This window comes from Dokdonella sp., from assembly GCF_035703485.1.
In the GTDB taxonomy this organism is placed as follows: Bacteria; Pseudomonadota; Gammaproteobacteria; order Xanthomonadales; family Rhodanobacteraceae; genus Dokdonella.
In genome coordinates this window covers 1-13,101 of record NZ_DASSYD010000072.1, presented here as the reverse complement: position 1 = coordinate 13,101, position 13,101 = coordinate 1, and the positions used below count along the sequence as shown (strand labels likewise).

The following is a 13,101-nucleotide window of genomic DNA, read 5'->3' as shown; positions in this document are numbered from 1 at the left end:
GAGCTACGACGTGAACCGTTTGTGGCATCAGGATGACGATGCCGAAGAGGGCTCGGTCAATCAGTTGCGCAAGGCCGTGGCCAATGATTCCCGACTGCGTGTGCTGATTGCCCACGGCTGGGATGATCTGTCCTGCCCGTTCATGGTCTCGGTCCTTGCTGTCGATCAGATGCCGGCGATGGGTGATCCGACCCGAGTCGAGGTCAAGAACTACCCGGGCGGCCACATGTTCTATGCGCGTCCGGACAGTTCGGCGCTGCTGCTCAAGGACGTCAAGGCTGTTTACGCCGCGAGATAGTTTGTCGAAATGAAGGTGCTGCCTTTCCGCGCGCGCAGAACCTGCGCGCGCGGTTACAATGCGCGGCCCCGTTTGGTTCCCGCGGCATTAAGGCTCCCGACCTACGGATCTGATTGTCTTACGCGTCCAAGCCTGCCGCTGCGACGTCAACGATCTGCGCGCAGACAGGCGTCGTGACGTTTGCGCCACTTGATCAGCGTTGCCTTAACTCTTCCGGAGGAAACCATGAGCACATCCTGGACGACTGACGACGCCCGTCAAACCTACGCCATCGGCAACTGGGGCGAAGGCTATTTCGATGTCGGCGCGGACGGTGCCATTGAAGTCAAGCCGCGCATCGCTGACGGCCCTGCGCTGAATCTGGCAGACATCGTCGAGGCTGCTCGCGCGGGTGGTTCGCGACTGCCCTTGCTGGTGCGTTTCGCCGACATTCTCGATGACCGTCGCAGCCGCCTGCAGGCTGCGTTCGCCAAGGCGATGTCTGATTGGGATTACGCCGGTGGCTACACCCTGATCTATCCGATCAAGGTCAACCAGCAGAACAACGTAGCCGGTGAACTTGCCGCCGGTGGCGGTCCCGGATTTGGTCTCGAAGCGGGTTCAAAGCCTGAACTGATGGCTGTACTCGCATTGGCCAAGCGCGGCAGCGTGGTCATCTGCAACGGCTACAAGGATCGCGAATACATCCGCCTGGCCCTGATCGGACGCAAGCTCGGACTCGAAATTTTCATCGTCATCGAGAAGCCGTCCGAGCTGCGCTACGTCATCGAGGAGGCGAAATCACTCGGCGTCGAGCCCTTGCTCGGCGTGCGCATGCGCCTGAAGAGCCTGGGTGCAGGCAAATGGCAGAATTCCGGTGGTGACAAGGCCAAGTTTGGTCTGACCCCGCGCCAGTTGCTGACCCTGATCGAACAGCTCAAGAAGGCTGATCTATCGCATACGCTGAAGCTGCTGCATTTCCACATGGGCTCGCAGATGTCGAACGTGCGCGACATCGCACGCGGCATGCGCGAGGCCGTGCGCTACTTCGTTGAACTTTCGAAACTTGGATTGCCGATCCAGTACATGGACGTCGGCGGCGGTCTCGGCGTCGACTACGAAGGCACGCGCTCGCGCTCGGAATGCTCGATCAACTATGGCCTCGATCAATATGCGTCGAGTGTGGTCGGCGCGCTGGCCGAGGCCTGCGCCGAAAATGATCTGGCCCAGCCGCATGTGCTGACCGAGTCCGGCCGCGCATTGACCGCGCACCATGCGGTGCTCGTGGTCAATGTCAGTGAAATCGAGGAATCGCCGCGCGGTGCCGTGCCCGAGCCGAGCGAAGACGAACCCGCCGTGCTGCGACGCCTGCGCGAGGTGCATGCCGAAATCGGCAAGCGGCCGCCGACCGAGCTCTATCACGAGGCGCAATACCACCTCGCCGAAGGTCAGTCGCTATACGCACTTGGCCAGCTTTCTCTTGCCGATCGTGCCCAGCTTGATGATCTCTACTACGCGATCGTCAATGCCGTTCGCGCACGCCTGAAATCCGAAGAGCGTTCGCATCGCCAGGTGCTCGATGAGCTCAACGAGACTCTGGTCGACAAGTACTTTGTCAATTTCTCGGTGTTTGAATCCGCGCCGGATATCTGGGCAATCAATCAGGTGTTTCCGATCATGCCGATCAGCGGGCTTGATCGCGTGCCGGACCGGCGCGGCGTAATCGCCGACCTCACTTGCGATTCGGATGGCCGCATCGATCACTACGTCGGCGCCGATGGTGTCGATGTCAGTCTGCCGTTGCACGCACCCGCGCATGGGGAAACCTACCTGCTCGGCCTGTTCATGGTTGGTGCGTACCAGGAAACCCTCGGCGACATCCACAACCTGTTCGGTGACACCGATGCGATCAGCGTCAAACTGACCGGCGACGGTTACCGGATCTCCGACCAGCGCCGCGGCGACACCACCGATCTCATGCTCGACTATGTCGGCTACGACCTCACAGCCTTGCGCGCCGAGTATCGCGACAAGATCGCTGCGGTTGGTATTTCAGGCGACGAGGCGAAACAACTCGAAGCCACTCTCGAAGCCGGCCTGACGGCCTACACCTATCTTGCGGAGACTACACAATGAGTGACATCAAGGCCGGTTTTGTCGGACTCGGCGCGATGGGCCAACCGATGGCCGGACATCTTTCCCGAGCCGGATTGCTGGCATCGGTCTGGACGCGCACGCCTGCCAACACCCGCGCCATCGCGGCTGAATTCAATCTCGATGAACCGGCCTCGCTGGCCGAGCTGGCGGCGCAATGCAACGTCATCGCCTTGTGCGTTCCGGCCGATGCCGATGTCCTCGCCGATGTCGAGGTGATCGCGGCGAACGCACAACCGGGCACGATCGTCATCGATCACTCGACAGTCTCTTCGGTGACCGCACGCGAGGCGCGCGAACGCATGCTTGGCGTCGGCGGCGAGTTCATCGACGCACCAGTTTCCGGCGGTGTCGAAGGCGCGCGTAACGGCAAGCTCTCGGTGATGGTCGGCGGCGAGGCCCCGGCATTGGAGCGCGTGCGGCCCGTGCTCGAATGCTATGCGGCCCGGATCAATCACATGGGTGGAATCGGCGCTGGCCAGAACACCAAGGCGGTCAATCAGGTGCTGGTCGCCGGCATCGCGCAAGGTGTCTGCGAAGGACTCGCCCTCGGCGAAGCGCTCGGGCTTGATGCTGATACCCTGATCTCGACCCTGCTCACCGGTGCTGCTGGCAACTGGTTCCTCGACAAGCGTGGTGCGACCATGTTGCGCGACGAGTTCAAGGTCGGCTTCAAGCTTGCCTTGCTGCACAAGGATCTGAAGATCGTCCATGAGCTCGCGCGCGACGCTGGCACCGATCGCAGCGTGATCGAGAAATCCCTTTCCGACTACGCGGTACTCATGGCAAAAGGCCATGGTGACGACGATATCTCTTCGTTGATCCGTCTCAAGCGCGCAAACCGATAGGCCGGCAAACACCTGAACGGGGACGCAGCGCAATGAAAATCCAACGGACCTCGTGTTAGAAAACAGCTTGTTCGCTTAACGGAGCTCGCCCGTGCGTATTTCACCTGCTTTCAGAATCCTGTTTGGATTGATCCTGGCCGTGCCTCTGGTCGCCACCGCGGCGATTGTTCCGGCCGATCTCCAGCTCGTGCGCTGGCCCGATTCCAGCACCACCTTCGCGCAACCGATTGCTTTCCGCTCGCCCAACGATGGCAGCAACCGGGTCTTTGTCATCGAGCGCTGCAGCAGGATACGCATCGTCAAGAACGGCAGCCTGCTGGCGACGCCGTTTGTTTCCATCAGCGCAGGTTGCAACAGCGAACAAGGCATCCTCGGCCTCGCCTTCGATCCGAATTTCGCCAGCAACGGCACGTTCTACGTATCCTATTCGGCGCCCAACAGCGATCCAGAACTCGGTGCCAGCAACGATCATGTGCTGGCCCGCTACACGGTCTCCCCACCGAGTTCGGATGTCGCCAATCCGAGTGGCCAGATTCTCATGCGCGTTCCGGATATCGCCGGCAACCACAATGGTGGCGACCTTCACTTCGGTCCCGACAGCTATCTCTACTGGTCAATCGGCGATGGTGGCGTTCAGGGCGATCCGAACGGTTTTGCCCAATGCACCGGGCGCAAGAAGGCCGACAACAATCCGGCAAGCTGCCACACGACTTCCGGCTCGGGACCCACCTACTATCTGCTCGGAAAGATCCTGCGTCTGGACGTCCATAACACGACCCCGTCGGCAAGCAATCTATGCGGGGTCGGCTCAGGCCAGCCGGCGCCCTACGCGATTCCACCCGGCAATCCGTTTGCCAATGCGGCTACCTTCCCGGACGAATGCGCCGAGATCTTCAACTGGGGATTCCGCAATCCGTTCCGCTTCAGCTTTGATCGACAAACTGGCGACATGCTGATTGGCGATGTCGGACAGAACCGCTACGAGGAGATCAGCTTCCAGGCTGCTGGCAGCGGTGGACAGAACTTCCAGTGGAACCAGTGCGAGGGGCTGCATACCTATCCCGGCAACGTACTCGGTTGCAGCGGTCCGGTCGGAAGCGTCGTTCCGCGACTGGAGTATTCCCACAACAGCGGTATTTCAGGGTGCTCGATTACCGGTGGCTACACTTATCGCGGTCCTATCGGCCCGCTGCGCGGCCAGCACATCTTCTCGGACTACTGTGCCGGTCGCATGTATGTCGTCGCCGATCCGGGCGCCGGTGTGTCGTCATGGAATTACGAGACTCTGAGCGGCACTCCGGGCATCAGTCCGATCGGTTTCGGCGAAGATGCCCATGGCAACCTGTTTGTCGGAAGCCAGGGCGGCCAGGCCTACATCTTCTACTCGGACAAGATTTTCCAGGACGGCTTCGACAACTGAGCGAATCTACGTACCGCGCGGCGATCTGCACGCAGACAGGTGTCGTGACGTTTACGCCACTTGATCAGCCTTGCCCCAGGGCAAAATCGATCGCCGCACATACGGCCACCGCCTGAGCAACGTTGCATTGCTCAGGCGTGGCGCGCGGGCTGTCCGGGTAGACCTCGGTGGTGGTCGTGTACGGCGCGTTGGTGACGCCGGCGCAGAGACCAAGCGGCTTGAAGGCGTAGCGGATGACGCCCGGCGAAAACACGGTTGAGCCGATGATCTCGCCCTTGTCGTCGGCCGGCGCGATATGGGTGACTTTTGCCACCGCCTCGATGATCGCCTTGTGAAATTCCGGCTGCGGGCTGTCCGCGTCGTCGACCAGATAGAAGCCATCGGGAATCGTGCCCGGTTCATAGGCCTTGCCATCACGCGCCGACAGTGCCGGACGAAATTCTGACTCATCGGTATCGGTGGTTTCATGCAGATCGATATGCACCAGTGCGCGGTCGACAATCGGCGCCACCAGCTTCATCAGCGCAGCTGATTCCTGGGCCGGACTGTTGTCATGGAACGAGCGATTCGGGTCTATCGCATCACGGTTCCAGCGGTGGATCATCTCGTAAGCCCAGGGGCTCACGCAGGGCGCAACAAGCAGATTCACGCGTCCGCCGTAATCGGCCGCATGCTTGTCGACAAACCGCAACGCGCCATGCACGCCACTGGTCTCATAGCCGTGTACGCCGCCAGTCACGAGCACGATGGGCAAGCTGTCATCCCAGTCGCGACTGCGAATTGCGAACAGCGGAAACTTGTCGGCGTGGTAATCGAGACGACCGTACTCGGAGACATCGAAGCGATCGCGCAGCGCGTCGATCACGCTCACCACCTCATCGGCGTAGCTGCGTTTTGGGTGCTGGGTCGATCGCCATTCCGCGACTTCCGCTGCGCCCCAGGGTTTGCCGGGTGTTCCAATGGGATAAAAGGCTTCGTTCGTCATCACGGCACTCGCTGATTGCTTCAAATGGAAGCGGACAACTTTAACATCCATGGCGATGGTCTCGGATTTCGCTGCTCCACCGGTCGGTGGGAGAAGCCGCCGATCCAATTTCCGGAATCCGCATGAAGCAATCATTTCGACAGCGCGCCGGAGCGAGAGTGTGTCCGCGCGCTAGCTGCGGCCACTGGCAAGTCGTGTTCATCCTTGCCGCCGCGTGATCGGGTATAAATTTCGCATGCCCTCCGCTTGAAGCCAGCAGACAACGTGCGACCCGGTACCCAGAAGTGTTCAGCGGTTGAAGTTCGACCCGCTCGCGCCCTCGTTCCGGCGATTGTGGTGGTGCTGGTCGCACTGGTGTTGGCGAGCATGAGTCAATCGTTGCCGGCGAAGGTTTCGGTTGACGCCGCCATCGAGCAGCTGCAGGCAATGCGCGTGGCGCAAGACACCTCTGCCGATGCTGAGGCCGCGCTTCAACGGCTTGAACGCCGGTTGCCTGCCAATCCGCCCTACCCATAGGGCCGCGAGCTGCTGCGAACGCAACTGGCCTTGCAACATGACAGTCCGACCTTTGAGCAAAGGTTGGCGATGATGCAATCCCTGCGTGAACTAGCCGACGCCAATCGCGATGACGATACGGCCAGGTTGATGGAGATCGAGAGCATCTTCATGAATCACGCCGACGATCAGATCGGAAAGTTCCCCGGCCAGTTGAACAAGGTCCGCGCACGTATCCGCTCGGACGCTTCAGCCGAGGTGATGGAGGCGCTGGAGCGCAGCTACGGCAACATGTAATTCGATGCAGGAAACTTCGACACGGCCTTGCGCCATCAACTTGCTGCGCTGGACTGGGCGGACAAGCTGCCCAGGCGTCGGCTGAGCGCGCGACTGTTCCGACTTGGCACGATCTCCGACCTTTACAACGCGATGGGTTTGCCCGAATCAGCGCTTGAAACAATCGACAAGGCATTGGCCCAGTCCGTCGAATCGATCCCCTTGCAGAACCGGATATCGCTGCTCGACACGCGTTCCGCGGCGCTGGTCAAGACGGGTGATTTCGGTGCCGCCGAGAAATCGCTGACTGAGGCCGAAGAACTTGCCAGGGGAGGCTCTCCGGTCTTTACAACGCCAGGGCAACGCTGATCAAGTGGCGCAATCGTCACTACACCTGTCTGCGCGCAGACAGGTGTCGCCTATTCGATTGTTTTTGTTGAAGCAGGTGGCATCCAGAAGGTCCGCCAGCCGCACCGCGCGGCTCGTCAAGGCAACCAGCCTTCACTTCGCCAAGCACTACTGGCGAGCCTTCTGAAGGCCATGACGGTTGTGCCACATGATCAGCGTTGCCCTAAGCCTGGGGTGCCGGCGCGCGGAATTGTTGTTGGCCACGGCAAAGCCGAATCAGGCGATCGAAGTGCTTGCTCCGATCGAGGCCCTGGCCAGACAACACCAGGACAGCTATTGCACGGCCAGAAGTCAGCTGCTGCATGGTCAGGCGCTGATGCAACTCGATCAGATCGACGAGGGTCTGGCTTTGATGCGCAAAGCCTCCGACTACTTCCAGAGCAAAGGGCAAGTGGTTGATGTGCTCGACGGGCTTGATCGGCGGATCAGCGTGCTTCGCGACAAGCAACGCTATGCGCTTGCCGTCGACTTCATGGAGCAGCGGCAGAAATTGTGGACGCAGCTGTTTCGCAATGAGCGTGGACGTGCCATTGCCGAAGTTGAGGCGAGGCACTCCTCGCAGCAACTCGAAAGTCGAATCGATGCTTTGTCGATCGAAAACAGATCCAGCAAGAGCGGCTGCGTGCCGAGCGGCTGGCCAAGGCCTTGGCTCTCGTGCTCGCCCTGTTTGCCATAACGGTCAGTTTGTTTCTTTATCTTGCTATCCGTCGCGCGCGCAGGGAGCGCGACAACTTGTCGGACGTGGTGCGGTTCGATGCCTTGACCGGCGCATCCAGTCGCTATCAGTTCCAGCGTCGTCTTTTGCGCAAGCCGAAGCTGGAATCAAGTGCCGATCAAACGACGGGAATGTTGTTGCTCGATCTCGATCATTTCAAGTTGATCAACGATCAGCATGGTCACGAGGCGGGCGATGCTGTTCTCAAGCTGGTCGTCGAGCGGATTCGCAACGTGCTCGGTCGCGACGACGAGCTGTACCGCTGGGGTGGTGAAGAGTTTCTGCTTGTTCTCAACGAGCGCAACGCCAGCACGCTCGATGACAAGGTGTTGCGTTTGCTGGCGAAAATCGAAACGGAGCCGATGCTGTGGCACGGCCAGTCGATGGCGGTCAGTGTTTCGGGTGGCTATGTCCACCATCCGCTTGCGCCGGGTTGGAATGCGCCGCTCGACGATGCCATCCGCTGGGCTGACGCCGCTCTCTACGTGGCCAAGAATGCCGGGCGCCGTCGCGTGGAACGCGTCGAGTTGACTCCGAACGGCCGCGTCGAACTGGAGGGAAGGCGTCCCATCGACATGCCGCAATTGCTGGACTGGCAGCGCCGCGGCTACCTGCAGATACGCACGCTGACCACGATCACATCGAGCCAACAGCAAATTTGATCTTGCCGACTGCGCATCGACGACCCATCACGTCGGATCATGCGGCCGTGGTTGGCGCTGATAGCGCGTGCGCAGCAGATGATCCCAGAGCGATGAGGTGACGCCGAAATTGGCATCCGGGTGATGGTGGTGAATGTGGTGATTGGCGGCCCACTCGCGAAACCACGGGTGACGGAATCGTCGCGCGTGGATGATGAAGTGGCTCAGGCCGTAGGAGACATAACCCAAAGCGATCGTGCCGGCGAGAAGGCAGGCAAGGCTGCGTGGCATGCTCAAGGCGAACAATGCGGTCAATCCGAGCAGAATGGCCGACGGCAGAAAAAACGGCAGCCCGTCATAGCCTTTGGGATTCAGGTGATGGGCATCATGACCGCGCCGGTACATCGAGTCCGGGCCATGGAAGATCCAGCGATGAAACAGATACTCAATGAAGCTGAAAGCGATCAAGCCGGCCAGCACGGTGAAGAAGGCGGCCAGCCAGGAGCCGCGATGCAGGCTGACACCGGCACCGAGCAGGGCAAATGCCAAGCTGCCGGTGAAAGCGAATTCCAGCCAGTAGTTGGCCCGGGTCGATGACATTCGGATGATGCCGTTCAATACCTCGCCAGCGAGCGTGCGCATGGCCGCAAGCAGTTCGATGGGACGATTGCGAATCTCTGATTTGGGTGAATCGTTCAATGCGGTGTCCAGGGCGGTCTGCAGCGGCAAGCGGCGAAAAGGGCGCCTCGGCAACGCGGCGAGGCGGCGTATTGTCTCAAATCATTGATCTGACCGGCGCAATCCATTGCCCAGAATTGATCAATAACTGCGCAACAAGTTTCAGCTCGTCGCCGCTCGCCCGGCCTGGTCCCGCCGACGGGTGTGTTGGCTGTCATCGTGAGGCATCATCGTGCTTCTTCATCCGATATCTGGAGCGGAACCGATGCGATTGCCACTGACCATGCTGGCCCTGCTCGCCTTCATTGTTGTCGAGCCCGCGCTTGCTGACGCAAAGTCCAAGCCGGCGAAAGTCAAAGATCCGTCATTGGTGGTGACGCCGGCACCAGCGCGCGCTGAAGGTGAGGGGCCGTACACTCAACTGATCCTGCGCGGCGTCACCGTGATAAACGGCACCGGAAGTCCGGCGTTTGGCCCGGCCGATGTGGTCATCGAGGGCAATCGCATCGCGGCGGTGCGTTCGGTCGGTGCGCCTAATTCGCCGATCAAGACCGAGGATCGGCCCAAGCTCAAGGCCGGCGGCCGCGAAATGGATTTGAGTGGCCACTACGTCATGCCGGGCCTGATTGATTTGCACGGTCATATCGGCGGCGAGGAGCAGGGCGTGCCGGCCGAGTATGTCTACAAGCTGTGGATGGGTCACGGCATCACCTCGATCCGCGATCCCGGTTGCGGTAATGGCATCGACTGGTGCGTCAGCGAAGAACAGCGCAGCGCGAAAAACCAGATCACCGCGCCGCGTATTTTCCCCTATGCGTTTTTCGGCATGGGCCTCGATGCGCCGATGACCACACCGGAACAGGCGCGCAAGTGGGTGCGCGACATGAAAGCCAAAGGCGCGCTCGGCATGAAATGTTTCGGCTATCGTCCGGACATCCTCGAAGCGGCCTTCGACGAACTGAAAAGGCAGGGCATGCAGAGTGCCTGTCATCATGCCCAGCTCGATGTTGCCCGGGTCAACGTGCTGACCACGGCGCGCTGGGGGCTGACCACGATGGAGCATTGGTACGGCCTGCCCGAGGCGCTGTTTGATGACCGCACCGTGCAGGACTATCCGGCCGCCTACAACTACAACAACGAAGCCGATCGTTTCGCTCAGGCCGGCCGCTTGTGGGCGCAGGCGGCGAAAAAAGGCAGCGAGAAATACGAAGCCGTCATCAGCGAATTGCTCGCCCTCGATTTCACCATCGACCCGACCTTCACCATCTACGTCGCCGCGCGAGACCTCATGCGCGCGCGCCGCGCCGACTGGCATGACGAGTACACGATGCCATCGCTATGGGAATTCTATACACCGAACCGCGACAACCATGGCAGTTTCTTTTTTGACTGGACGACCGAAGACGAAGTCGCCTGGCGCGACAACTACCGGCGCTGGATGGATTTCGTCAATGACTACAAGAACCGCGGTGGCCGGGTCACGGTCGGATCGGATTCCGGCTTCATCTATCAGCTCTACGGGTTCGGCACGATTCAGGAGCTCGAACTGTTGCGTGAAGCCGGCTTCCATCCGCTGGAAGTGATCCGCTCGGCAACCTTGAACGGCGCCGAAGTCTTGCGCGCCGATGACCGCATCGGCTCGGTCGAACCGGGCAAGCTTGCCGATCTCGCCGTGCTCTCGGAAAACCCGCTGGCCAACCTGAAGACCCTCTACGGCACCGGCCACATCAAACTCGATGCCGACGGCAAGCTGCAGCGCGTAGGTGGGGTCGAGTACACGATCAAGGACGGCATCGTCTACGACGCCAGACAACTGCTCGCTGACGTACGCAACATGGTCGCCGAAGACAAAGCAGGACGCGGGATCAAGGAATTGCCGCAGCCCTAACCCAAAAAAGGGGACGGAGGCATTATCCGTTTAAAACGCCCGCATCCATTCCGTCTAGCAACTTGCCAATGACCCTTTGCGGCGGGTCGCGCGGACGCAATTTCGCCGGAAGATTGAGGGATCCCGGCACAATTCAAACAAATAATGCCTCCGTCCCCTTTTTTGGTCCCCTTTTTTGCTAGCGCAGTTCGCGACGCAGGATTTTGCCCACTGCCGATTTCGGCAGGCTGTCGCGGAACTCGATATCCTTCGGTTGCTTGTAGCCGGTCAGGTTCTTGCGGCAATGCGCGCGAAGCTCTTCTTCGGTCAAGGCTGGATCGCTGCGAACGACGACAAGACGCACGGCCTCTCCGCACTTTTCATCAGGCACGCCGACTGCAGCGGCTTCGAGGACGCCCGGGTGCATCGCGACGACATCTTCGATCTCGTTCGGATAAACGTTGAAACCTGACACCAGAATCATGTCCTTGCGCCGATCAAGGACGAAGTAATAGCCCTGTTCGTCGACGCGTGCGATGTCGCCGGTGCGGAACCAGCCGCCGTCGAAGAATGCGTTGGCGGTTTCTTCTGCCTGATTCCAGTAGCCCGTTGTCATTTGTGGACCGCGTGCGCAGAGCTCGCCGGGCTCACCCATCGGTACGATGGCGCCTTGTTCGTCGCGCAGCGTGATTTCAACTTCAGCCGCGGCCATGCCGATCGAACCGACCGGATTGTTGCCATCAATGCGGTTCCAGGTGATTGCCGCGGCCGTTTCGGAAAGTCCGTAGCCCTCGATCACCGGGCAGCCGGTGACGGCGAGCCAGCGTTCGGCGGTGCTGCGACGCAATGCGGTTCCGCCTTGCAGGCACAGTTTCAGGTTCGAGAAATCCAGCGACTTGAAATCAGGATGGTTGAGCAGGGCGTCATACAAGGTGTTCACGCCGGAGAAGAACGCGGGCTTCAACTTGGCAAACGTCGCGACCAGACCTGGGATGTCACGCGGATTGGTGATCAATACGGAATGAAAGCCGTGCGTCAGGTTGAAAATGAGGTTGCTGTAGGCGGCGATATGGTAAATCGGCAGACATACCAGCACCGTGTCGCGGTCGGCAACCAGTGCCCGACCCAGCCATTGCTCGGCGGCGGCGACATTGGCCACCACCGCTCGGTGCGGAAGCACCGCGGCCTTGGCCAAGCCGGTGGTGCCGCCGGTGTATTGCAGCTGTGCGGTATCACTGGCGCGATAGCTGGCCTCGACGCGGGGCAGGGTCGCTCCGCTCGTCAGCGCCTGTGGCCAGCGCATGGCATCGGTAATGGTGAACGGCGGGATCATCTTTTTCACATGCTTCAAGGTGAAATCAACGATCGAGGATTTCGGCCAGGGCAACATGTCACCGACACGCGTGGTGATGACCTGGCGGACCTCGGTGTCCTTGAGCGCCTCGGCGGCGACCGCGCCGAAATTGTCGAGCACAACAAGAACCGCCGCGCCGGAATCCTTCAACTGATGATGCAATTCGCGCGCCGTGTACAGCGGATTGACCAACACGGCGACGAGATCGGCACGCAAAACCCCGAGCACGGCAACCGGATACTGCAGCAGGTTCGGCAGCATGATCGCGACGCGCTCACCCGATACGAGGCCGAGGCCATGACGCAGAAAGGCGGCAAAATCCGCACTCTGTTGATTGAGGTCGGCATAGCTCAAGCTGCACCCAAGATTGCTTGCGGCTGGCCGACTCGCGTTGCGTTCACAGGCGGCAATCAGCATATCGGCAACGGTCTGGTCGTTGTCGAACGCATCACTTGCGATATTGACGAAGTCATCCTGGCTCAGCTTCGAGCTGACATTGCTACCGAAAGACTTCATTGGCGACACCTTCAGATGACCGAGCTCGAACCATAGCGAATAAAAGGGGACGGAGGAATTATCCGTTTGAAACGCTCATATCAAATTCGCCAAACCTCCTCCCCGAGAATCTTTCGCGGCCGCCCACGCGGACGCAACTCTACCGGCCGCTTGAGTGATTTTTCGATCATCATCTGGAAGCGCTTGCTGCCCAGTGCACGCTCTTGCTGCATGTGTTTGCGCACGTTCGCGAGTTCCGTTTCGCTGATTCCCGCGTCAAGCCACTGCCGATAGAACGCGGCTCGTGCGCGGGGATCCGCGCCGGCGGAAAGATAAGCCGGATGCGGAGTTGGACGAAGCCGCTATGCGGCAAAAAAGGCGCAGCTCCGCGGGAATATAAAATGTAGCCTCACACCCCCGTTTCCGGGGGACATTCGACCAAGAATTGATGAGGCTACCTGATCATGAAAACAGCACACGCACCAGAC

The 13,101-nt window shown here is 60.2% G+C and carries 12 protein-coding genes and 1 pseudogene; 10 read left to right on the top strand and 3 right to left on the bottom strand.

The features are described 5' to 3' along the window. From VFN25_RS05470 to VFN25_RS05455, 4 genes and pseudogenes are all read left to right on the top strand, one after another. Positions 1 to 298 (top strand): annotated as a pseudogene (locus tag VFN25_RS05470) (peptidase S10); the annotation flags it as partial. Between the two features lie 225 nt (positions 299 to 523). Further along, a complete protein-coding gene (gene speA / locus VFN25_RS05465; protein WP_325139642.1) occupies positions 524 to 2,413 on the top strand; it encodes a biosynthetic arginine decarboxylase in 1,890 nt (629 codons plus the stop codon). Beyond that, positions 2,410 to 3,279: an NAD(P)-dependent oxidoreductase gene (locus VFN25_RS05460; RefSeq protein ID WP_325139640.1), complete on the top strand. Its 870-nt coding sequence runs from the start codon at positions 2,410 to 2,412 to the stop codon at positions 3,277 to 3,279. The genes speA and VFN25_RS05460 overlap by 4 nt, the downstream gene beginning before the upstream one ends. Before the next feature lie 91 nt (positions 3,280 to 3,370). Beyond that, complete coding sequence (locus VFN25_RS05455; protein ID WP_325139638.1) at positions 3,371 to 4,699, top strand: PQQ-dependent sugar dehydrogenase; 1,329 nt, start codon at positions 3,371 to 3,373, stop codon at positions 4,697 to 4,699. 64 nt (positions 4,700 to 4,763) lie between these two features. On the opposite strand, the gene VFN25_RS05450 is transcribed toward VFN25_RS05455, so the two are convergent. Then, positions 4,764 to 5,684 carry a M14 family metallocarboxypeptidase gene (locus VFN25_RS05450; protein WP_325139636.1) on the bottom strand — a complete coding sequence of 307 codons (921 nt, stop codon included), beginning with the start codon at positions 5,682 to 5,684 and terminating at the stop codon, positions 4,764 to 4,766. A 264-nt stretch (positions 5,685 to 5,948) separates the two neighbouring features. Between VFN25_RS05450 and VFN25_RS05445 the strand changes: the two genes are divergently transcribed. The 5 genes from VFN25_RS05445 to VFN25_RS05425 all read left to right on the top strand — a co-directional run bounded on the left by VFN25_RS05445 (position 5,949) and on the right by VFN25_RS05425 (position 8,240). Beyond that, positions 5,949 to 6,200 (top strand): hypothetical protein, encoded by a 252-nt coding sequence (locus VFN25_RS05445; protein WP_325139634.1) that lies wholly within the window; start codon positions 5,949 to 5,951, stop codon positions 6,198 to 6,200. A 69-nt stretch (positions 6,201 to 6,269) separates the two neighbouring features. Further along, complete coding sequence (locus tag VFN25_RS05440; RefSeq protein ID WP_325139632.1) at positions 6,270 to 6,476, top strand: hypothetical protein; 207 nt, start codon at positions 6,270 to 6,272, stop codon at positions 6,474 to 6,476. Between the two features lie 27 nt (positions 6,477 to 6,503). Next, entirely contained in the window at positions 6,504 to 6,824 is a 321-nt protein-coding gene (locus VFN25_RS05435; protein ID WP_325139630.1) for a hypothetical protein, read from the top strand. 187 nt (positions 6,825 to 7,011) lie between these two features. Then, positions 7,012 to 7,539, top strand: coding sequence for a hypothetical protein (locus VFN25_RS05430; protein ID WP_325139628.1), 528 nt, complete (start codon positions 7,012 to 7,014; stop codon positions 7,537 to 7,539). Then, entirely contained in the window at positions 7,518 to 8,240 is a 723-nt protein-coding gene (locus VFN25_RS05425) for a GGDEF domain-containing protein (RefSeq protein WP_325139644.1), read from the top strand. The genes VFN25_RS05430 and VFN25_RS05425 overlap by 22 nt, the downstream gene beginning before the upstream one ends. A gap of 27 nt (positions 8,241 to 8,267) precedes the next feature. On the opposite strand, the gene VFN25_RS05420 is transcribed toward VFN25_RS05425, so the two are convergent. Continuing rightward, positions 8,268 to 8,918, bottom strand: coding sequence for a sterol desaturase family protein (locus tag VFN25_RS05420; protein WP_325139626.1), 651 nt, complete (start codon positions 8,916 to 8,918; stop codon positions 8,268 to 8,270). A 244-nt stretch (positions 8,919 to 9,162) separates the two neighbouring features. Here VFN25_RS05420 and VFN25_RS05415 point away from each other — a divergent pair, with 244 nt between their 5' ends. Further along, a complete protein-coding gene (locus VFN25_RS05415; RefSeq protein ID WP_325139624.1) occupies positions 9,163 to 10,785 on the top strand; it encodes an amidohydrolase family protein in 1,623 nt (540 codons plus the stop codon). Between the two features lie 178 nt (positions 10,786 to 10,963). On the opposite strand, the gene VFN25_RS05410 is transcribed toward VFN25_RS05415, so the two are convergent. After that, positions 10,964 to 12,634, bottom strand: a complete 1,671-nt coding sequence (locus VFN25_RS05410; protein ID WP_325139622.1) for an AMP-binding protein — start codon at positions 12,632 to 12,634, stop codon at positions 10,964 to 10,966. Positions 12,635 to 13,101 lie beyond the last annotated feature (467 nt).